This window comes from Arcticibacter sp., assembly GCF_045629565.1.
In the GTDB taxonomy this organism is placed as follows: Bacteria; Bacteroidota; Bacteroidia; order Sphingobacteriales; family Sphingobacteriaceae; genus Arcticibacter.
In genome coordinates, this window is sequence record NZ_JAZQRL010000049.1 from 22,870 (window position 1) to 45,448 (window position 22,579).

Sequence of the window (22,579 nt, forward strand, 5' to 3'; positions counted from 1 at the left end):
TTCATCTGCAGGTTATGAATTTTCTATTATTAAAGCTATTTCAGCTTATAAACTTCTGTGCCAGCCAGCAAGAAACAGCCCAAGCCGTAATCTTCAAAGTCAGGTTTGCTCGTATAGCTAACGGGTTGACCGTCTTTTGGCTCCTTACCTGTTCCCTGCACATAACCAAGGAAACCGTTTGGATGAACAGATTCTTTAGACATTGCATTCCAGCCCCTGGTTAACGGCTTCAGATATGTAGCTTTGTCCAGGATTCCGTGGTTAATACCCCAGGCCATACCATACACAAATAATGCAGTGCCTGTGGTTTCCTTACCTCCAAAATGATTCGGATCATGCAAGCTAACATTCCAAAAGCCATCTGAACGCTGCACCGGAAGCACCGCTGCCATCAAATCTTTATAATCCTGTAAATACTCGTTATAGTGCGGGTCTGACTTTGGCAACATCTCCAGGGTACGTGCAAGAGCTGCAACAACCCATCCATTTCCTCTCGACCAGTAGCAGTCTTCGCCGTTCGGTTCCTTATAAGGAGCTACGAAATCCTTGTCTCTCCACCATAACTTATCGGCCTGGTTATAGAGTCCGTTACCACCATGTTTGTGCTTCGTATAGCTGTACAGGTCGTACATTTTATCGAAATAGGCATTATCGTTATACAGCACTCCAAGGCGAGTGAAAACAGGCATGGCCATCTGAAAAGCGTCAATCCACCACCAGTCGTCACTCTGCTCGCTTTTGACCATCAGGTCTATGCTTTCTTTGATATCCTTTATGCGCTCAGGTTTCTTATCAATTAAATACAAATCAATATACGTCTGGCCCGCCGTATGGTTGTCCGCATGCCGTGTTTTAACCGTGCCTGCCAGTCCCCAATTATGTTTCTCGCCCCATTGCACTGCATAGTCATAGTACTCTTTCTTTTTATCAATACCATACATAGCCATAAGTCCTTCATAATAAACTCCTCTGGTCCAGATATTACTTGGACGGGCTTTGTTCGTTACGATGATTTTTCCGGCGTCGGGCCATTTATCCATAAAGTATTGATTCGTTAATCGCATCTGCTTCAATATCTGCTTCTTCTTAGGAAGCGTCTGCGCCGATGACTGAAGGATAAAGCAAACAAAGAGGATTGGGAGAATAAAGAATTTTCCCGCAAAAGGCTTATTCATATGGGTCTATAGGTTTAATTTTTCGATTTATTAAGGTAATTGTTCAGTGAAAATCCAGGTATACTTTTGAGGCCGTCCACAACTGCCGACGCATTTACTTTCGCACCTTCCATATTGGTATGCGTATGATCTGCCGGGAACATTAACCTTACCTGGTCTTCTCCTAACGTGTCGTACTTATCTGAAATGAGCAGATTGAGATCAATATAATGAGCACCGGCTGTTCTGGCAGTTTCCTCAGCAAGTTTGCTGTAACCTTCCCCGCCTCGCTTCACCTTGCCTTCCGTCCAGTTACTTCTGGGAACCGGAGAACAAACGATAGGTATTGCGCCTTTCTCCCGTGCTTCGGTTATAAACCTGGACATATACCAACCGTAGGTATGAACTACTTCCTGTTGTTTGGTGATAGGGTTGTAGATTTCTCTGATTTCATCGCCCGTGGACTTAATCGTGCCGCGTGCACGTGCGGTATCGTCAAGCGGACTACCATCGTTGTGCCCGAACTGCATAATCACGTAATCGCCCGGCTTAATTTTGTCAAGTACCTTAGCCCACAATCCCCTGGTTCTGAAAGTGCGGCTACTGGTGCCACCCAAAGCATGGTTCTCCACGTTTATACGTGTTGTATCAAAATAATCACTTATGAAGCTACCCCAACCCCACTGACCGCCGCCCCCCTTACCCTGGCCATTTTTCACAGTCGAATCACCAATCAGAAAAAGTGTTGGTTTGTCAGACGGCCTCATCAAAACGAATGAGGAAAATAGAATTAAAGCTAAAAACAGGCAAATGTTGTAAAATGACTTTCTTTTCAATGTTTATTCGTTTGGTTATTAATATTTCGCAATGCCAATATCATGGAAGCAATGAACTATTGTAACAGTTTTTTTTCAAAAAAACGCATCATTTTCGTTAGCGTTCTGATCCTTCTGCAGACAAACAGGTGATTAAAACAGTAATCGCTAGTCCAATCTTACACGTGAAAATCTATCTCTATTGTGTTTATAATAAGCAAGTTAACAATAACTGGTTCCAGATCTTGCGTATTGCCTTCGGCAAATCGATTAATCTTACGCTATCTTACAACCTTATTATCATATCTGCAACCCGTAGCATCCTGTATCTTAACCAATAATGAGGAAAACAGAACCGTACCTAACCCGTTGTCTTCAAACGTAGTTCAGAATATTTTTCAGACCTTAGGAAACCTCAACGTCAGCAGAACAAATGAGCTTAGATATTATCATCGCCCTATCACTATTCCTCATCGGGTTCCTCTATTCATCTGTAGGCCATGGTGGTGCGAGCGGATATATTGCTGTACTGTCCTTGTATGCAGTGCCGGTGACTGCTTATAAGCCGATAATTCTAATCCTCAATATAGTAGTAGCCGGGATGGCCTTTTACCAGTTCAGAAAAGCAGGATATTTCAAATGGAAAATATGCAAACCTTTCCTTTTCACATCAGTACCGGCTGCGTTTATCGGGTCTCGGTTTCCTTTACATGGTGATTTATACAATCTGCTGCTGGGACTGGCGTTGGTAGTGCCTATCATAAAGCTCCTGGGAGTGTTACCGTCCGACTCTCAAGGCAAAAAAACAATACCCGTTTTGGCGCCGCTTATGTGGGGGGCAGTGCTTGGATTCCTTTCCGGAATGTTGAATATTGGTGGAGGAATCTTTCTAAGTCCGGTTCTCATTCTGCTGTCATGGGCAAACGCAAAGGAAGCAGCGGCAGCATCCGCTCTTTTCATTGTTCTCAATTCTCTCGGCGGGCTGCTCGGAAGTTCAGATCCGATAAACGTAAGCCCCTCGGCGGCAATATGGTTTTCAAGTGCTGCAGCCGGGGGAGGCCTGGGGTCCTACATCGGCAGTCAGCGACTTCCTCAAGTTACCGTGCGCTATCTGCTGACCGCCGTTTTGGCAATCGCTTCCTGTAAGCTGATCTTCTTTATGTAAACTGATTCATTTTAGTCGGTGGCAGTATCTATAACAGGATATCCGCTGCATCGGCAAATCCCCCGGGAATTTACTGATGCCGTGCTCGCCGTAAAGCTTGCATAATAAGCGATAATGCATTAATCCTTGTAACGAATATATAGCTGTTATTCGCCTTTCTTAGCTGTACATTTGCTTCCTGATAATTTTGTTCGTTTTTTTATACTCGTAAGCCGACCGCTTTTGTCAACCATATTTACCCTGCTAACCAATACAACATGTATAAACAACCTCTTCTCACTGCTCTTCTATGCTGTTTCTCCATATGCATGAATGCCCAGGTCTGGATACCCGACAACGGAAACGGAACATATAAAAACCCCATCATTCACGCAGACTATTCAGATCCAGACGTTATCCGCGTTGGTGACGACTATTATATGGTGGCATCCAGCTTCAATACCCAGCCGGGAATCCCCGTCCTGCATTCGAAAGACCTGGTCAACTGGACAATCATCAACCATGTCTATGATCGTCTCCCTCTTCAGCGATATGAAAAGATGCAGCCTGGCCAGGGCTCATGGGCTCCCGCAATCAGACATCACAATGGTCTCTTTTATGTGTACTTCTGCACACCTGAAGACGGCTTGTTTGTAGCTACAACTGCAAATCCAAAAGACAAATGGTCTTTAACCCATGTCCAGGACGTAGCAAACTGGGAAGACCCCTGCCCTTTCTGGGATGATGACGGGCAGGCCTACCTCCTTCGCGGAAAAGTAGGCGCAGGCCCTGCAATTCTCCATAAAATGTCGGCCGACGGAAAAAAACTGCTCGACAACGGAAGATTAATTTATGAAGATTTAAAAAAACAGCCCGTTTTGGAAGGCTTCAAATTCATGGATAAACGCGACGGATATTATTATTTCGCAGCACCTGCCGGTGGGGTCGCTACAGGCTGGCAATCTATATTCCGCTCTAAAAATATCTACGGGCCTTACGAAGATAAGATTGTTCTTCACCAGGGAAATACCTCCGTCAATGGCCCTCATCAGGGTGGATTGGTGGAAACCCAAACCGGTGAGTGGTGGTTCATTCACTTTCAGGATAAAGGCGTTTACGGCCGCATCGCACACCTTCAACCGGTCACATGGAAAGACGGATGGCCTGTTATAGGCAACGACCCCGATGGTGATGGCACCGGCGAACCGGTCATGAGCTATAAAAAACCAAACGTCGGAAAGACCCATCCGCCAGCGGCACCACAAACATCCGACGAATTCGACTCTCCACAACTTGGATTACAATGGCAATGGCAGGCAGCGCCGAAAAGAGAATGGTTCGACCTAACCGCATCAAAAGGTAATATCCGTTTATATACCATTTCCAACCCCACCGACAGCGCGAGCTTGTTTTATGCTCCAAACCTGTTGCTTCAGAAAATCACTGCACCAGCTTTCACCGCTACCACCAAACTGCAGTTTCATCCTCAAAATACCGGCGACCGCGCCGGAATAACCATGACGGGCAACTACTATACATTCCTATGTATTGAAAAAACAAAAAGCGGCAATGCGCTCGTGTTATATGAGGCCATAAGGGAGAACAGAAAATTCCTCGCACCTAAAATTCTCCTCAGCATACCTGTTAACTCGAACAACGTATGGCTGCAGGTGAGCCTGAGCGACAAGGAAATGTGCCGTTACAGCTACAGCACAGACGGAAAAAACTTTAAAAACATCGGATCAGAATATCGCACAGAAAAAGGTACATGGATCGGTGCCAAGGTGGGAATTGCCAGCCTGAACCCGCATCTGTTACCATCAAAAGGATATGCTGACTTTGACTACTTTAAAGTCTCCCGGTAATTTCAAAAGACTAAACAAGTGAAGCCTCACTTGTTTAGTCTATAACCTTTTCACTTGTCCGGATCCATTGATATCACTTTTGACTCTCGGAGAGCCTTTGTAGTAAACCGTTCCACTACCGTTAATCCTTACATCAAGTTCTTCCTCAGCATGAACATAGGCATCTCCACTACCGGATATAACAATAGTTGAACGCACCGTCTCAAGGTTGGTCAACTCAGCCTTACCAGAACCTGAGATATCCGCCTCAAGCGATATGCAAGTAAAACTTTCACTTATGTTGATATCTCCCGAGCCATCAATATTTACAATAAACTTCTTGGCTTCCGGAAACTCACCTCGAATGTCGATATCACCACTCCCACTGAGTGTCACTCCATTTAACAAAGGCAGTGTTACAAACACCTCCACATCATCGTCGTCTACATGCACATCATCGCGGTACCTAAGTATTAAGGTCTTGTTATCAACCTTCGTTTCGTACGCTTGAACTAAGTTAGAAGAACCCTTCAATTCCACCTTAAAGCTCTGACCATACACTATATGCACATTATTTGCGCCGCCCGCTTCAACCCGCTCAAATCCAGAGACATCCCTGACCTCTGAAATCACGTTGTTGTCAGCTACCAGTCGCTCTCCATTACAGGAAGACAAGATAAAAGCAATGATCATTAGAAAGCCTGCTGTGAGGCCCGTTTTCAATAGGTTTGTTTTCATATGGTCTATTTTAGTATAGTCAATGGAGACATTTTACGCATGCGGTAGCAGTTCATAGCGGTATCTCCCAACTGAGCGACAAGCTTATAATTAGCCACCGCGCCCACCGCAGCCCCTATTACAGGAACCAGCTGAGCCATCTTCGCCAGATCGATATAATCACGATATTCCTGCTGGAATGTCCGCCAGTTGAATTCTTCAACGTCATCGGGCAGCGAACCACTGTAACCCTGCCAGCGTTCGACAATTTTGTATACCTCATTTCTTCGTTGCTGACTGGAGAAAGCCAACTGGAAAATATAGAGAAGATATAATCGCTCTTTGTAATCTTTCACATCATAGCCATACAAAGCCGCGATCTCAAACAACATTTTAACTTTTATACCTAATAGAATAGGAAAGTCAGCTAAGCCCAAAAGTATTCCCCCCGCACCAGTAACGGCTCCTTCAACTGTCGCTGTCTTTTGATAAAACGCTATCTTTTGTTTGACATATGACTCTCGAAGAAATAAAGACGCATCCTCATCAAGTCTGGTGAACGTAGTATGTTTAGAGCCGAAAAGAACAGCCTTGACCATCTTTTCTATGGTCAAGGTAATCGCTTTATGCGCCTTTTCAGGGATAAATCCGTTGATTTTATTCTGAATATGTTTGGAGAGCCGGTTACCTATGGACGGCTTCCTTCTCATCTTATATTGCCAGAACTGCAGCATTAAACCGGCTTCTTCCTCATATTTTACCATAAGCGAAGCTAATATAAGGATATTCACCAAAGCATTGAATCACAATATCCTAACAAAATGCTCCGCATCAAGAAGCGTCTTATTTATTTTTGATCAACGTCAGTCCGGCCCTGTCAAACTCATAAACACGCTGGTAAAACTCAACAAGTTTGGCGTATGCTTCCGCAGGATATAAGCCTTCGTCTAAACGCAGCTTCCGTTTGTATACCAATACATTACCGCTCAGCGTACTTTCAGCGCTAAACTCACCGAAATCAGTTTTCAGGTTATGGTCCGCCGGTCTGGATTCTATTGTGTAACCGTCAGGCAATGAATAAGCAATCTCGTCCAAATCGATATAACCACGGCTGATATACACGGGATTCTTACGGTTAACCACCTCTCTGAGACTTCGGCCCCGGTTAATTACATTAAGTGACCAGGTATAGCGATCCCCGTTGATTAAAGCATAGTCCCGGGCATGAAATTCAAGACTTTCTGTAACTTTCGGACGGTCACCTTTGTCCTGTTGTAGACTGACCGCCTGTATTTCCAAATTATTTAAAGGGTAAATTTCCCTCAGCATCTTTACTTGCTCCTTTAACGGTTCTCCTATCAATGCCTCCCGGTTGTCATACTGCCAGCCAGCAAAAGTCGTTGTCATCTTTCCCACAAGTTCACCTTCAGCACTTAACGCGAAGGTTCCTTTTCTCATCTGCAGATTCTCATCTGTTTTCATCTTCGGAGTCCGTAGTAACTTTCCGCCATCTTCAGTACACGCCAGCACCAGGCGGTCATCCGTAAAATCACCCAGATACCCAAAGGGAAGCGTCTTGCTGGTACAATCGACCCAGACAGTATCCTTTTCAAAAGGTATGCACAGAATCGCATGATTGAACTGGTTCATACTGGCGAAGTCTACTATTGCATCTGTTTTATAGTTTCCAGCTTCCACAAGCGTGTAGTATGATTTAATACCCGCTGCCGCCAGCAAAGCTTTCGCGTAGTTAACCAAGCCCTTACAATCTCCATATGCGAGACGGTCTACTTCGCTCGCCGGTACGGGTTCATACCCTCCGATGCCTATCTGCACACTTACATACCTTGTTTTTTGTTGTATAAACTCGTAAATCTTCCGGGCTTTTTCTCTTGGTCCATCCACCTCCGCTATCAGCTCCCTCACCATAGCGAGCGTCTCTTCCGGAATCTTATCCTTACCTTTCAACAGCGCATCGTTCATCCACTGTCCATACTCTTTCCAGTTGCCGAAAGATCCCGTTACATCCTGAAATGTAAATTTTTCAGGGGCAACCTTTACTGCAGGCATCACCAGGGAAGGATCCTGACTGTAAGGCTCTGCTTTGAACGCCTTCACATTCTTAACCTCCCATACATAGCTTTTTTGCCCCTTAGCGTCAGTACTCATCAGTACCTTCCCTGGATAGTTAAGCTCCTTAAACCTGATGCCGAAGTCGACACCGCACAGAAAAGTAAACCGCGAAAACTCAAGAGAAACACCTTCTTCCTGAATAGCAGACCATTCCGGGAATATCAGACTTTGCCTGGAGCGGATCTCGTATTCATATTCAAGTGTAAACGGATACGTCACCACTGCCGGATTAAAGCGCTTCACCCGAGAGTCTTCAAATAAGGAATAGTTGCTGGCTGCACTCTCATCTCTGAAATCCTTTAACGAAATCTTACTTATGGGTACACCAAATTCGTTATATATGGTCGCCTTTATAGATTTGATGTTTCTGGTTTTATTATACCAGACGGCAATTTTCGCCTCCGCGTCTGCACTGCTATTCAGAACCGTAACCACTCTCTTGTACCGGTAATCCACCTGATTGAACGACTTCACTTCAATGGTAAGCTCTTCGTTGCGAACCACAGCGCCCGCGCGAACTTTCAGATCGGAAGAAATAAGACTAGCAGCATAGCTTTGCTGCCCCTTCACCGCCAGGCTATGCCAGAAGCAGAAACAAATAAGTATCACGAACCGCCTCATTTCTTCCGGAATATCACCTCTGCCTTCTGTGTCTGCACGATCCTGTTAAATAGTTCCTTCAGCGCCGGATATTCATGCGCCAGGTATATGGATTTATTTAATTGTGTCATTTGCGACAATGTCAGCTGATTGTTTGCCTGCTCCATACTTGCCATATATCGGCCACCACCGTCTGGAAGTGCAAGTCCGACATTCCCGGGCTTGCTCGCCAGCTCGAAAGTATCCGGATAGTTAAGCACTACACTTACTCGCGTATCCGAAGGTGCTCCCCAGTCAACCGGATAAGACCGGCTGTTCAATTTGAAAGGATTCTCCTGGATCGGATCCATAAAATAAGGATTAAAGGAAAATTGCTCCTTATCAAGGTTATCGTAAGCATCGATTTCCACCTCGTACGTCTCCACCAGCGAATGATCCAGACTATCCACGTTTTTAAGATCAAAACCCAGGATCTTTATCCGTGGCATCTTCTCGTCCAGATTCTCCACATATTCCTCCAGCGAAGTAAACTTTTTGATTGCGCTGCGCTTGTTATAAGCTTCATAGCCCATTGAATAGCCCGTAATTGTTCCTTTTATTTTTCCGGTTTCCGCCAGTATAAGATTCAGCGAATAGACTTTGCTCTCCTTTTGTGACGCTTTAAGGTCGGTCCAGTATGAGGGTTTGGACAGGCTAACAACCCGCCCCTGATCGTTTATACAACGAATAGGAAGCAGTCCGAAAGGTAAAAGAGGGTCGGTAGCATCAAGCAGATAACTTTTGTCACCAATATTTACCTTAGCCACTACATAGTTGAAGTCACTCAATACGGGATACAACTTGTTGATGATACCATTTTCACGTGTAGATAGCAAAACAGCATCGGCATCCACACCTGCGGCTCCCAACGCAGCCAGCAGAGAAAGGTTGATATCAGCCACATTTCCAGAATGCTTCTCAAGCGCTTTCTTTATACCGTCTTCACTGTAAAAATGCCTTGAATTGTTCCACTTAAACCATTTTTGTATATAGCCATACACCGCTTTTGCTTTGCTAAGTTCATCGGTGGTTCCCCGCAGCACGGGCTCCAGCCTTTCCTTAAAAAGATCCGTTTTCTTTATCTGCGACCCAAATAATGCTTCTCTTTTTAACTCCAGGTCAATATCCTTCCACTCCTGCGTTACCTTACGCTTAACACCGGTATAGTCTACATAATCCGACAGCTCAAAAGTGATAGCGGAGCGAAAGTTACTCGACGCTGTCATATAATCCTCTTCCACTAGTGCCGGTATATTTTCCATGACATAGAAGAGTTTCGAGCAATCCGCCTTGACACCACCTCCAGGGGTGAAACATTCCTTCTCCAACTCTGCCTTATTCGTTGTCAGCGGCTGACTCCCTTTCAAAGCCACGTTGTAATTATATACAGCCGGTATCCTCGCAATATATTCACTGTACATCTTCGGAATATCCCACTGGAAAACCCAGTTCCTGAAGTTGAAAACATACGGAGATTCCAGTTGATAACTGTATTCGATAATGCATCCGTCCCTCATATTAGGCATCGCAAATTTCACATGGTCCCAATGCTTGTTCTTATTCTCCTTAAACACCTTCCTGTCATCCAGAGGCGTCCTTACCACATTTCCGTTCTGGTCCTGCGAAATGGTTACCGCTTTAATTTTCGATACCGATTCAAATTGATCATTATCTGTCTTGTACACAGGGATAATAACATCTCCCTGATCAAAACCCTTACTATTAAAGATTTTTATCCTGACGTGATAATCAAATATTAAGGGGGTGCGGAAGCCATTGCTGATTCTCGCCGTTCCAAATTCGCGTAATACAACTGCGTTCGCCGTTGTATCGGCAGCATATTTCTTCAGGTCGAGTTCTTCGGGATTGAGCTGTGCAAACTCAAAATCCTGAGCATAGACAGTTAAGAACGATGCTAGAAACAGCAAAACGCCAAGTAAAGATCCTTTCATGTATGATAGTTTAGGTGCCTAAATATAGCAATCTATTTCTTATTTAGTCGTGCTTCTTCCAGGTCTAAATTATGTTCCATATCCCTGAGCACCTCCTCATCATACTGCTTCTCTCCGGCAATAACTTGTAGCGTATTTCGGCGCAGGTTGATCAACTCCAGCATCACCTTTTTGTATAGCTTCTTCACTGAACCAACATCCACGTTCAGCTTTCCGCTTTCGGCCAGTTCAGACACGCGGATCGTGCGTTCAAGCTGTTCACGTATCCGCTTTATTGCTTCGCTTTCATACATTTCTTTACTGTAATGTTTTTCGAGGTAAGCCACAGACTGCCTGGCAAGCTGCAGCCTGATGGCCTCAAACTGCTCCTCAGCGGGCATATAGTCGTCAACCTCTTCAACCTTTAGCCATTTTAGAAAGAACGGCAGGGTAAGACCTTGAAACACAAGCGTGACAAGAATCACAACAAAAGTGATAAACAAGATCAGGTTACGGTGCGGAAATTCATCTCCATTACTCATCGTAAGCGGAATCGCCAGTGCCGATGCGAGTGACACTACCCCTCTCATCCCCGCCCATCCAATGATAAATGGAAGCTTATACCCGGGATGATTTTCACTCCGACGAACCTTTCCGCTGAGCATACGTGGAAGGAAGGTTGAGAGGTAAACCAGTATGATCCGGATCACGATCACAATCGCGCTGATCATCAAAGCATAGGTGATCGCCTCTTCCCTGGAATAATCGCCCAGCTCTTCGACAATCAAAGGAAGCTCCAGTCCTATTAAAATGAACACAAAACCGTTTAACAAAAATCCCACCGTTTCCCATACCTCTTTAGTCTGTATGCGCGTGTGGTAGTTAAGAAATTCATGGGAACGAAATGACAGGAAGAGCCCGCCGCTAACCACAGCGAGTACACCTGACCATTCAAACTCTTCAGCAGTGGTATACATCAGGTAAGGAGCAATCAGCGTAATGGGTGTCGTAATACTGGATGAACGTGCCCAGAATCGCAGCATGAAATAAAGAACATGAGCAATAACTAACCCTACAAACACCCCCATCACCGCAAGCTCGAGGAAATCTACTGCCGCTTCCTGCAAAACAAAGTGGCCTGTTAACACAGCCGCAGTCGCAAAGCGGAACACTGTCAGCGAAGCTGCATCATTCACCAGGCTCTCCCCCTCCAATATGGCCAGTCCCCGCTTTGGCATATTCAGGCCTTTTAAAACAGAAGTAGCGGCCACCGCATCCGGCGGGGAGATAATTCCTCCTAGAAGGAACCCGAGCGCAAGCGTAAAACCCGGTATGATATTGGCCGAGAAATAAGCTATTGCCAGTGATGTGAAGAAAACCAAACCGAAGCCCAGGGAAAACACCGATCTTCTCCAGCGCCACAAACTTTGCCATGAAGTATTCCAGGCCGCTTCAAACAGCAACGGAGGAAGGAAGATCAAAAACACAAGATCCGGATTAATTCTGATCAGGGGCATCCCCGGCAGCAGTGAAATACCCAACCCGCCGATTACCAAAAAAATAGGATATGAAATTTTTAGCTTCTGACTCAGCAGGTAAAGCAGAGCCATGGCGAAAAACAAAGTCATAATCAGCAGGAGGTTTTGATGTATCATAATAATGGCTCCTTATAAAGGTAAATAAAACATACCGTTCCTTTGGATGTTTTATCAAGCCGGCCGTTAAGCCAATCTGCAAATAGGGAATGAAAGAAATAGACGATATTATCAAAGCATATAAAAGAGCCTTGGCACAAAAGACAAAAACCGCATTGGCTACTGTTGTCCATGTCGAAGGGTCTTCATACCGTAGGCCAGGTGCACGCATGCTCGTCACCGAGACAGGAGAATTAACAGGCGCGATCAGCGGAGGCTGCCTGGAGGGTGATGCGCTGCGCAAAGCACTTTTGGCGATACATGAAGACCAAAACAAGCTGGTGACGTATGATACCAATAACGAGAACGAGGCAGGTTTCGGCGTACAGCTCGGGTGCAACGGCATCATTCACATTCTCTTTGAACCTATCAACCCACAGGCACAACATAACCCCATTGCGCTTTTAAAGAAAGCGACTACCGAACGCCGCTGCTCCGTTATTGTAACGTTGTTCTCCCTCCTCAGGAACCAGCATCAGCCCGGAACCAGCTGCCTGCTGAACGACAGCGAATTTATTGTTAATGACCGCACACGGGATCAAGAACTTCCTTCCAACCTACGTCACGATGCTCAAACGGCTCTATCCGCACAGGTCAGTCTGGTTAAAGATTACAGACATGACCTCGTGGGCTTTGTTGAACTTGTGGAACCCAAAATAGCACTGGTAGTACTTGGTGCAGGCAATGACGTCATTCCCCTGACCGAGATGGCGGGCATTCTTGGCTGGAGCACTACCCTGGTGGACGGGAGACATACGCATGCTAACAGGCAGCGGTTTCCCAACGTGAACCAGATTATTGTATCCAGGGCTGATTCAGCCCTGGACAACGTGACGATCGACAACCGGACAGCTTTTGTATTGATGACCCATAACTATAATTACGACCTGGAAGTATTAAAACAACTGGCAACGGTCAGCTGTGCCTATATCGGTATTCTCGGACCTAAAAAGAAGTTCTTTCGAATGATCGACGATCTCGCCGATACAGGCTTTATACTACCACAAGCCATGCGTGACATTATTTACAGTCCCGTTGGTTTGGATCTGGGAGCCGAAACTGCCGAGGAAATCGCCCTATCTGTAGTATCTGAAATAAAAGCAGTTTTCTCCAGCCGCAACCCGAAATTTCTTCGGGAAAAAGAAGAATCCATACATTCCAGAAGCAAGAAACTCCAGGCTTAATATTAAAGATGGAAGACTACGCAATCATTATCCTCGCCGCAGGGAGTTCAAGCCGAATGGGACGTGCTAAGCAGCTTTTGAAAATACATGACAAAACATTGCTGAAACACACTATCGACGAGGCGAAAATCCTGCTTCCCTCCGCCGTCTATGTCGTTTACGGCGCAAATGCGGATGCTATCTCCTCCGAATTAGCCAGCGACAGCAGTATCTCTATCTGCTACAACGCTTCATGGCGGGAAGGAATGGCATCTTCTATTAAAACCGGACTGAAGGCCGTGCAAGGCAGCAACCCGAGCGTCAAAGGATGCCTGATCAGCGTCTGCGATCAGCCCTTCCTTACAGCACAAGTATTTGCCCGGCTTATATCCGCTCATGAAAAGACCCCCCGCAGCATCGTGGCATCAGTTTACAACGATACTGCAGGCGTACCCGTGCTGTTCGACAGCCACTACTTTCCCCTCTTGATGGCGCTGAGCGGACAGGAAGGCGCAAAAAAAATATTAAGCAACCCAACCGTTCAGGTAGTACATATACCCTTCCCTAATGGCGATATTGATCTTGACACTCCTGGAGATTATCACCGGTATCTTAGCAATGTAACCGACAAGAGCTAAAACTTTTTTATCAGGCAGTCTGTTCTATTCCTAACCTACAGATCATCTACCTTTAATTTTATTAGTATGGCAGCACCCGAGCTTCGCTCCATCAATCTGAACATCAATAAGCAACAGTATTCTCTTCAGGTGCTACCCTGGGTATCACTATTGGATGCCTTGCGTGATCACCTGCAGCTGACGGGCACCAAGAAAGGTTGCGACCATGGACAATGCGGAGCCTGCACGGTTCTGAGCAACGGAAAAAGGATCATCAGCTGCCTCACACTTGCCGTTATGAAAGACGGCGCCAGTATAACCACCATCGAAGGTATCGCTGACGGCGAACAGCTGCATCCCTTGCAAAAGGCGTTCATTGAACATGACGCCTTCCAATGTGGCTACTGTACACCCGGACAGATCTGTAGCGCTATCGGTATGATTGAGGAAGGAAAAGCAAAAACCAGGGCCGATGTCAAAGAGCTTATGAGCGGTAACCTCTGTCGTTGCGGTGCCAACATCGGAATAATCGACGCCATAATGGAAGTGATGGAAGGAGGTTCTAATGAATAATTTCGAATACCGGAGGGCCGGTTCATTTGATGAGGCGATCAGTCAGCTAACAGCTGCCAAAGGCACACAAGTCGTTGCCGGCGGCACGAACATCCTTGATCTGCTGAAGTACTTTCTGACGTCCGCCGACACGCTTGTCGATATCAATCATACTGGCAGTCATCAGGGCATTACTGAAACCGAGTCGGGAGGCCTGCGTTTGGGCGCCCTGGCCACCAACGCGGATACTGCCTATCACCCCCTGGTCGGGAGCCGATATCCACTACTATCCAGGTCGATTCTGGCCGGCGCATCTGCACAGATCCGTAATATGGCAACAAACGGGGGTAACCTCCTGCAGAGGACGCGCTGTTACTATTTCTATGACGCAAGCAGCCCCTGCAACAAGAGGGAGCCGGGTACAGGATGCTCCGCCATCCCTGGTTATAACCGGATTATGGCTATTCTTGGAACCAGCGAACACTGTATCGCCGTATATCCTTCAGATATGAGTGTCGGTTTGGCTGCTCTTGATGCCGTTGTCAATGTAAACGGGCCCCAGGGAGTGCGCAGCATTCCTTTCCCTGAGTTCCATCGTCTACCCGGAGAAACCCCTCATCTGGACAACAACCTGCAGTATGGGGAACTCATCACAAGCATTGATCTCCCGCAAAAAGGATTCTCCGAAAATTACTCCTATCTGAAGTTACGCGACAGAAACTCTTATGCATTCGCTCTTGTCTCTATCGCTACCGGCCTGGAGCTTGACGGCGACATCATTACTGATGCCCGCATAGCCCTCGGAGGAGTAGCCCATAAACCATGGAGGAATGTGGAAGCCGAACAATTCTTAACAGGAAAGCCTGCAGTGAGAGAAAACTTCGCCGCATGCGCAGACATAATCCTGCAAGGTGCGGTACCTTACAAATACAACAGCTTCAAAATCGAGCTGGCCAAAAGAGCAATCGTTCGCAACTGCATCATGGCGCTCGACCCCTCATCTCAACTACCCGGCGCGCAGCCTTCAGTCTAAACGATAAAGCATGTCAGTTCAACCATCAATAGGAAAATCGCTGAACCGTCTGGAAGGACATTTGAAAGTTACGGGAGCAGCAAAGTATGCGGGAGAATATCCGGCGGAGAACCTGGTATATGGCTATATAGTCAATAGCATTATCACGAAAGGAAAAATCAGAAATATAGACACAGGCCCCGCCATGTCTCTCAACGGTGTAATTAAAGTCTTTACCCATAAAAACAGGCCGTCTCTGGCATGGTTCGACTTCCAGTATGCCGACATGGACGCTCCTCCTGGCGCAGCATTCAAGCCGCTCGCAGACGCCGAAATCAAATATAACGGACAGCCGATAGCGCTGGTAATCGCAGAAACGTTCGAACTGGCTCGCTATGCCGCAACACTGATCGACGTCGAGTATGAGGAAGAAGATTTCGAAACGAACCTGGTCGACAACCTCGACAAAGCCCGCACACCAAAAGTAGGCCTGGCGACCTTCCTGAAGCCACTCCCGACGAAACCCCTCGGCGAGTACCGGAAAGCTTATGAAGGATCCTATGCAAAGGCGTCCGGAGAATTCTACCACGGCACCGAACATCACAACCCACTCGAACTATTTGCTACAACAACGATTTACGGAAAAGACGGAAAGCTTACGATATATGATAAAACGCAAGGCACGGTAAACTGCCAGCTATATGTTGCTAATGTGTTCGGATTGAAGTACAAAAACGTACAGGTGATATCCCCTTACGTAGGCGGAGCTTTCGGCTCTGGCCTTCGTCCACAGTTCCAGCTCTTCTTTTCCGTCATGGCCGCCATCGAACTGAAACGGGCGGTGCGCGTCACGCTCGACAGGCATCAGATGTTTACCTTCGGGCATCGTCCTCCCACACTACAGCATACGCATTTCGGAGCAGACGCTACAGGCAAAATACAGGCCCTGCATCATGCAGCATACGCCGAAACTTCGCAGTTTGAAGATTATACAGAAGTGGTTGTTAACTGGAGCAATATGCTCTACCCTTCCAGGAACACCCTGATGGAGTATAAGCTTGTGCCTCTGGATGTGTTTACTCCCCTTGATATGCGCGCCCCGGGGGGCAGTACCGGGAGCCATGCTATTGAAAGCACTATGGATGAGCTATCCTATGCATTAAACATGGATCCTGTCGAACTGCGCCTCCTTAATTATTCGGAAATTGACGAAAGCACCGGACGGCCTTTTTCCAGCAAAGAGCTCCGTCAATGTTACCTGCAAGGTGCAGAGAAGTTCGGTTGGCATAAACGGAGTCCGCAGCCAGGAAGTATGAAGCGCGGAAATAAGCTGGTGGGATATGGCATGGCTACCGGCGTCTGGGAATCTATGCAGCTGCCCGCCCGTGCAGAGGCTCAGCTCACAAAAGAAGGAAAACTACACGTTCTGAGCGCGGTTACAGACATCGGCACCGGAACACTCACAGTCATGACGCAGATCGCCGCCGATGAGCTCGGTCTGGCGATGGAAGACGTATCTTTCTCCTACGGAGATAGTAAAATGCCCTTCGCGCCTATCCAGGGAGGTTCATTTACGGTATCTACGGTAGGATCTGCCATCAAGGCCGCAGGATCTGCCCTTCGTAACAAGATTTTCAAAAAGGCGCAGGCAATCAAAGGCACACCATGGAAAAATCTCAAAATAGAAGACGTAATTTTCAATGGGGGCTACATCAGTCTGAAACAAGATCCCGCCAATGCTATATCATTCACGGAAATCATCGCAGCCAACAAAGGCCGGATGATCAAAACCACCAACCTCTCGCTTCCCAAAGCCCTGAAATTGAAGAAATATACGAGGGCGGCTCACAGTGCCGCATTCGTCGAAGTAGAGGTTGACGAAGAGCTTGGAATAATCAATGTAACGCGAGCTCTTACCACTGTAGCAGCGGGCAAAATCATTAATCCCAAAACCGCACGGAGCCAGATACTAGGTGGAATGATCTGGGGAATCAGTAAAGCATTGCGGGAAGAAACAATCACTGACCATGAAATGGGTAAGTACATGAATCAGGACCTGGCAGAATACCATATCCCTGTACATGCCGATCTGCACGAACTTGACGTCGTGTTTGTGGAAGAAAGAGACGATATCGTCAACGAACTGGGAACGAAGGGAGTAGGGGAAATTGGCCTGGTAGCCATCCCACCGGCAATTGCCAATGCAGTCTTTCATGCTACCGGAAAGAGAATCAACCAGTTCCCTATCCATTTTGACTCGCTTCTATAGAACTCTACATACGCGATATATCGTTATAATCGTAAACAAGATCCCTCAACGTTTTCTCGGTAAACCGGGAAGCGTTGTTGATCTTATCAGCAATCTCCGGTATATCGCCCATCACGCTGAGAAGAATCTCTGTAACCTCCTGTTTGCGGCTATCGCCAGCCATAAATCGCGTCACCACATCTTTGAGAACGGTATTTTCACCATCTTTTTCCACAAAATAGGCCGGAGATTTCCCTCGCCCAGAGCCTAGCGAAACACCTACGCCACCACCCATCATGCCACCGCCAAAAACGCCCGAAGATACAGAAACCGATGGCGAATAACCATCATCCAGGGTCAACAGATTTACCGCGCCGCTGTCTACCAGACGAAGGAAGCGCCAAACGCTGCCCTGCTTATGATAGACTTTTCTGCTCAAGTAGCTCATGCCGTTATCAGACAACCGCAGCACGTTCTCCGGACTTAATTTTACTGTCCGTTTATCCTCTGTTTTGATTTTCAGCGATGAGGAAGTCAGCGCGGTGATCTTCCCCCGAAGCGTATCCCCCTCAGCAGTAAGGACATAATCCTGAGAATAGGCTACAGACACCGAGAGTAGAAGAACGGCAAAGAATACGGTTTTAAATAATTTATACATCTCCTTCTTAAACGCCACCGTAAAATGAATAGTATCCAACCAGAATCCCGATTCAGGAAATCGGCACAATATCCACAACCTCAATTCCGTAACCTTTCAAACCTGCCCTTTTCTTTGGATTATTAGAAAGCAATCTCATTTTGGAAATCCCCAGACTCCTGAGAATCTGAGCACCGATACCATAGTCGCGCTGATCTGCACTAACAGCCGTTGGTGCAGAAGGAGCACGCTTTCCGGCCTCCATTCCATTATATTTATACAGTTTGTCGAGCAATGTCGTCCCAAAGCTCTCCTGGTTCATATAGATGATAACGCCCTTGCCTTCTTTGTCAACCATTTGCATAGCCTTATGCAGCACATTATTACAGTCGCACAGACAAGATCCGAAAATGTCCCCTGTTATACATGACCGATGCACACGCACCATGACCGGCTCTTCCGGTGCCCATTCCCCCTTTACCAGCGCCAGATGATGATCACCTGAATCAAGCTGCGTATAAGCAACCATATTGAAGTTGCCCCACTCCGTAGGAAGTGTAATAGCTACCTCTTTTCGTATAGAAGTCTCCGAGCTCAGACGATAAGCAATCAGGTCCTTAATCGAGATGACTTTCATGTCAAGCTGTTCAGAAAGCTTAAGAAGATCCGGAAGCCGGGCCATTTCACCGTCCTCATTCATAATCTCAACGATCACCCCTGCAGGTTCCAATCCAGCCAGGCTCGAAAGATCCACTGCTGCTTCGGTATGTCCCGCTCTCCTCAAAACCCCTCCATCCTTGGCGCGCAGCGGAAAGATATGTCCGGGCCGGCCAAGATCAGAAGGCTTAGTTGAAGGATCAATCAAAGCAAGTACCGTCTTCGAGCGATCAGACGCCGATATACCGGTCGTGCAGCCCTTGCCAATCAGGTCAACGGATACGGTAAAATTGGTTTCATGAGTGGCTGTATTCGTACCAACCATCAATTCAAGCTGGAGATCATCACAGCGTTTCTCAGTCAGAGGAACGCAAATCAGTCCCCTCCCCTGAGTAGCCATAAAATTTATTGCTTCCGGAGTAGCGAATCTGGCTGCAACCATAAAGTCACCTTCATTCTCTCTGTCGTCGTCATCCACAATAATGACGATCTTACCGTTCCGGATGTCGGATATCGCCTCCTGAATTGTATCTAAGCTGCTTTTCATTACAACAAAACTACTGCAAATATCATTAGTTGTTCAATTTTTATCTGCTTTACTGCCCTGCATACCGGCCATACTGTATTTTTTTGCCCTCAGCTAACTTTTCAGCATCAGCAGCAGCTGTATACTCCCTTTTCATTTGCCTCATTAACAACCATTCCTCTTCAGATATTGGTCGCTCTTTATTCTGCAAATCGGAAGATAGCGGAAATCTGCATCCTGCTCTTGTCGTCTGTTGCCTGTCCTCCGCCCTGCTTCAGAAAACCGGGAGCCAGGGGTCTCCTCCTTCCCGTTAAGGTTGGGCATGATAGTCTTAGACCCTCCTCGTCAGTGCTGAAATGTCGTAGGATCTCCCGCTTTATTGCGGGATCTCATCAGGTTACAAAGATTGCCTTTTGATGATTTTGAAAGGATTATGAACCTGCGCGAACTCTTTGTTTAAGATCAGACGCGCTGTTGTTTTTCCCATAGCCGCGAAGTCTGTAGTGATTACTGTGATATCGAGCAACTCCTTTAAAGCTGTCTCGTTAAAGGAAATTATACCAATATCCTCTCCTATCGAAAGACTCTCGGCCCTAACGCTTTTTATCAGAGATGCCAGATCGGAATCAGTAAGCGTAATGTAAATATGCCTCTTTACCAGCTCAATCTCCCCTACATCGGAGACAATCGAAAAGTGCTTGTTATACTCTTGACAAAACTGTCGAATGCCGTCTGTAATTTCTGCAGGATGATTTCTATGCTCGGGAAATAGGATCGTGATGCTGCTGTACTTATCCACCAAGTCAGAAGCAGACCGCAGTGCATCGTAGATATCTTTCCTGAAATCCTGGTAAACCGCAATATATCCATCAAAGTCCAATGATACATTTTTGTCCAGCAGGACAAGCTCATGCGCCGGCACGCTTCTCAGAATGTCTGAGAGTTCTTTCTTGTCTACATGTTGAAAAAAATGGGGCATGATCACGTAGTAGTGGTACTTGCCTCTTGCCCCATCCAGGATCTCTTTCAACATTTTGGGATCATAGTGATGCACCTGCAGATCCACTTTAGCCTTGCGACCGAGCGTTTTAATAAACGACTCATAAACATCTTTTTTATAAGAACTCAGCTTGTTCAGGATCATCAGGATCTTTATATTCGATCGCTCAACCTCGTCAATATAATTACCTTTCCCCGGAACCGAAATAATATAACCCTCTTCTTTCAGTTTCTTGTAAGCTCTCTCAACCGTATCACGTGCGATCTTGTGTTTCTTACTGAAGTCAGTAATCGATAGCAGCCGGTCGTTTTTTTTCAACAAACCCTTTTCAATATCACGCACAATCCCCTGCACGATTTGAGTAACTTTCGGAAGTTTATCCTTCGGATCAATAAAGAGCATTACAATTTGGTTAGTTTAAGTCTGCTCAAGGTAACAATTTTTAAGCATTCGATATATCGTTCAAGACCGCCTGGATTAAAAAAAACTCAGCTCTTCTTCAAGTTCCTATCGCTCCTTTGACCCTTTGCGAACTACGTAAAAGCTGTTTGCGCACGCGCCACTGACATACAGGGGAGCGCCAGCACCAGGAGTGATAGGTTTAATTTCATTTAAGTGTGGTTTATTTACGTGTAAGGTAGTATTAATCCACGTTCGGCAAGATTCACCGATCACTCCCGGGACGGGCCATATCCTTAAATATTAAAGCCCGTCTCTGTCAATAGAACTCCTTAATATCCTCGCTCAGATCATAAACTTTAACATCGAGCCTGCTTTCCAGCAAACTGCTCCCGGCCGCGCTTCGGTACCCGCCCGCGCAATGAACCACAACTGGCTTATCCGTTGGAATTTCGTCAAAACGTTCGGCAAGCTCCGGCAGCGGAACGTTAATGGCTTCCTGGAAAGCAGGCTTTTCTTTTGCTTCGCTTTTATTCCTTATATCGACTATCGTATAAGCAGAACGATCTTCCTTAAACTTCTCCAGGTCCAGCATATCCGATACCTCATCTCCGAAATCCAGCGCGAAGGCCTCTTTAACAAACGGTTCGTAGCCGATCTTCGCGATCCGCCCTAATAAAGCAGTGAGCGCTCCCTCATTCTCACCCGCGAGATAAAACAAGGTGCCCGGAGCGACCAGTGTTCCCAGCCAGGTCTCAAACTTCTCCCCATCCATTATGTTGACGGAGTTCTTCAGATGCTGCCTTTTATAAATACCCGAATCCCGGGTGTCAACAATCAGGATTTTCGGATCCAGCATGGCTGCTGCTTCTGCACTATCAATTTTCCGGCCCCAGGTAACATTTTGCAGACCTTCATCGAAAAACGGTGCGCCTTTCTTATTCAATTCAACATCATAAGGAAAATACTTCGGAATAAAAGGCTGATCAGCCGTAAGTGCTGCAACAAACGCTGATTCAGACATCTGCTGCAAAGACCAGTTAGCTAATTTCTCCGCACCTATCGTACTGCTGTTTGCTTTGCTCAGAGCCTTTCCGCAAAGTGTTCCGGCTCCGTGCGCGGGGTATACCGTCACATCATCATCCAGCAGCATCAGCTTATCCCGAAGTGAGCTGTACATTTTCCGGGCAAGCTCCTCGCGTTTCAAATCCAGGTCCTCTCCCTTTTCTCTCAAATCCGGCCTTCCGCAATCGCCGATAAACAACGTATCACCCGTAAACACGGCCATGTCTTTTGACTCATGTTCCAATACAACTGAAATACTATCCGGAGAATGACCGGGCGTGTTTAACGCTTTAAGTTTGATATCACCAAACTCCAAGACTGCGCCTTCATCAAAAGAGCTGAAAGAATACGCTGCGTTCGCCAACTTACTAACCCATACCTTCGCCCCCGTTTCCTGATGAATCTGAAGGTGGCTGCTTACGAAGTCTGCGTGAGGATGCGTTTCGATAACGCCAATAATCTTTGCTTCATTCGCTAAAGCGAAATTATAGTAAGGTTTAGGGTCACGGGCGGGATCGATCAGTACCACTTCCCGGCTATTGCTCAATACGGCATAGCTGTAATGGGCAAGATTTTTATCTTCAAATTGTTTAATGTTCATGGCTTTGTTTGGTGTTTGATTTAAAAAACAG

18 protein-coding genes are annotated in these 22,579 nt (G+C 46.5%); 7 read left to right on the plus strand and 11 right to left on the minus strand.

Annotation, left to right across the window (positions count from 1 at the left end):
* Positions 1-35: 35 nt before the first annotated feature.
* Positions 36-1,175 (minus strand): glycoside hydrolase family 88 protein, encoded by a 1,140-nt coding sequence (locus ACKI5J_RS06745; protein WP_407427814.1) that lies wholly within the window; start codon positions 1,173-1,175, stop codon positions 36-38.
* A 14-nt stretch (positions 1,176-1,189) separates the two neighbouring features.
* The gene (locus tag ACKI5J_RS06750; RefSeq protein WP_407427858.1) at positions 1,190-1,921 is read right to left on the minus strand and encodes a rhamnogalacturonan acetylesterase; all 732 of its coding nucleotides are present in this window, start codon (positions 1,919-1,921) and stop codon (positions 1,190-1,192) included.
* 481 nt (positions 1,922-2,402) lie between these two features.
* Between ACKI5J_RS06750 and ACKI5J_RS06755 the strand changes: the two genes are divergently transcribed.
* Together ACKI5J_RS06755 and ACKI5J_RS06760 are read left to right on the plus strand one after the other, a co-directional pair.
* The gene (locus ACKI5J_RS06755; protein WP_407427816.1) at positions 2,403-3,134 is read left to right on the plus strand and encodes a sulfite exporter TauE/SafE family protein; all 732 of its coding nucleotides are present in this window, start codon (positions 2,403-2,405) and stop codon (positions 3,132-3,134) included.
* 257 nt (positions 3,135-3,391) lie between these two features.
* Positions 3,392-4,978: a glycoside hydrolase 43 family protein gene (locus ACKI5J_RS06760; RefSeq protein ID WP_407427817.1), complete on the plus strand. Its 1,587-nt coding sequence runs from the start codon at positions 3,392-3,394 to the stop codon at positions 4,976-4,978.
* Positions 4,979-5,017: 39 nt separating this feature from the next.
* On the opposite strand, the gene ACKI5J_RS06765 is transcribed toward ACKI5J_RS06760, so the two are convergent.
* The 5 genes from ACKI5J_RS06765 to ACKI5J_RS06785 form a co-directional block, all read right to left on the minus strand.
* Complete coding sequence (locus ACKI5J_RS06765) at positions 5,018-5,695, minus strand: GIN domain-containing protein (RefSeq protein ID WP_407427818.1); 678 nt, start codon at positions 5,693-5,695, stop codon at positions 5,018-5,020.
* Between the two features lie 5 nt (positions 5,696-5,700).
* Entirely contained in the window at positions 5,701-6,438 is a 738-nt protein-coding gene (locus ACKI5J_RS06770) for an EcsC family protein (RefSeq protein WP_407427820.1), read from the minus strand.
* A gap of 79 nt (positions 6,439-6,517) precedes the next feature.
* A complete protein-coding gene (locus ACKI5J_RS06775; protein WP_407427822.1) occupies positions 6,518-8,428 on the minus strand; it encodes a DUF3857 domain-containing transglutaminase family protein in 1,911 nt (636 codons plus the stop codon).
* Complete coding sequence (locus ACKI5J_RS06780; RefSeq protein ID WP_407427824.1) at positions 8,425-10,398, minus strand: DUF3857 domain-containing protein; 1,974 nt, start codon at positions 10,396-10,398, stop codon at positions 8,425-8,427. Before ACKI5J_RS06780 ends, ACKI5J_RS06775 begins: the two co-directional genes overlap by 4 nt.
* Before the next feature lie 32 nt (positions 10,399-10,430).
* A complete protein-coding gene (locus tag ACKI5J_RS06785) occupies positions 10,431-12,032 on the minus strand; it encodes a Na+/H+ antiporter (RefSeq protein ID WP_407427826.1) in 1,602 nt (533 codons plus the stop codon).
* 89 nt (positions 12,033-12,121) lie between these two features.
* Between ACKI5J_RS06785 and ACKI5J_RS06790 the strand changes: the two genes are divergently transcribed.
* The 5 genes from ACKI5J_RS06790 to ACKI5J_RS06810 all read left to right on the plus strand — a co-directional run bounded on the left by ACKI5J_RS06790 (position 12,122) and on the right by ACKI5J_RS06810 (position 17,684).
* Positions 12,122-13,255, plus strand: coding sequence for an XdhC family protein (locus ACKI5J_RS06790; protein ID WP_407427828.1), 1,134 nt, complete (start codon positions 12,122-12,124; stop codon positions 13,253-13,255).
* Between the two features lie 8 nt (positions 13,256-13,263).
* A complete protein-coding gene (locus ACKI5J_RS06795) occupies positions 13,264-13,872 on the plus strand; it encodes an NTP transferase domain-containing protein (RefSeq protein ID WP_407427830.1) in 609 nt (202 codons plus the stop codon).
* A 66-nt stretch (positions 13,873-13,938) separates the two neighbouring features.
* Positions 13,939-14,424, plus strand: a complete 486-nt coding sequence (locus ACKI5J_RS06800; RefSeq protein WP_407427832.1) for a (2Fe-2S)-binding protein — start codon at positions 13,939-13,941, stop codon at positions 14,422-14,424.
* Positions 14,417-15,436 carry an FAD binding domain-containing protein gene (locus tag ACKI5J_RS06805; RefSeq protein ID WP_407427834.1) on the plus strand — a complete coding sequence of 340 codons (1,020 nt, stop codon included), beginning with the start codon at positions 14,417-14,419 and terminating at the stop codon, positions 15,434-15,436. Before ACKI5J_RS06800 ends, ACKI5J_RS06805 begins: the two co-directional genes overlap by 8 nt.
* Before the next feature lie 10 nt (positions 15,437-15,446).
* Positions 15,447-17,684, plus strand: a complete 2,238-nt coding sequence (locus tag ACKI5J_RS06810; protein ID WP_407427836.1) for a xanthine dehydrogenase family protein molybdopterin-binding subunit — start codon at positions 15,447-15,449, stop codon at positions 17,682-17,684.
* Between the two features lie 4 nt (positions 17,685-17,688).
* On the opposite strand, the gene ACKI5J_RS06815 is transcribed toward ACKI5J_RS06810, so the two are convergent.
* The 4 genes from ACKI5J_RS06815 to ACKI5J_RS06830 form a co-directional block, all read right to left on the minus strand.
* A complete protein-coding gene (locus ACKI5J_RS06815) occupies positions 17,689-18,360 on the minus strand; it encodes a hypothetical protein (RefSeq protein ID WP_407427838.1) in 672 nt (223 codons plus the stop codon).
* A 13-nt stretch (positions 18,361-18,373) separates the two neighbouring features.
* On the minus strand, positions 18,374-19,504 hold the full coding sequence (ribB, locus tag ACKI5J_RS06820; RefSeq protein ID WP_407427840.1) for a 3,4-dihydroxy-2-butanone-4-phosphate synthase: 1,131 nt from the start codon (positions 19,502-19,504) through the stop codon (positions 18,374-18,376).
* Between the two features lie 376 nt (positions 19,505-19,880).
* Positions 19,881-20,885 (minus strand): transcriptional regulator, encoded by a 1,005-nt coding sequence (locus ACKI5J_RS06825; RefSeq protein ID WP_407427842.1) that lies wholly within the window; start codon positions 20,883-20,885, stop codon positions 19,881-19,883.
* A 316-nt stretch (positions 20,886-21,201) separates the two neighbouring features.
* The gene (locus ACKI5J_RS06830; protein WP_407427844.1) at positions 21,202-22,548 is read right to left on the minus strand and encodes a rhodanese-like domain-containing protein; all 1,347 of its coding nucleotides are present in this window, start codon (positions 22,546-22,548) and stop codon (positions 21,202-21,204) included.
* Positions 22,549-22,579: the final 31 nt, after the last annotated feature.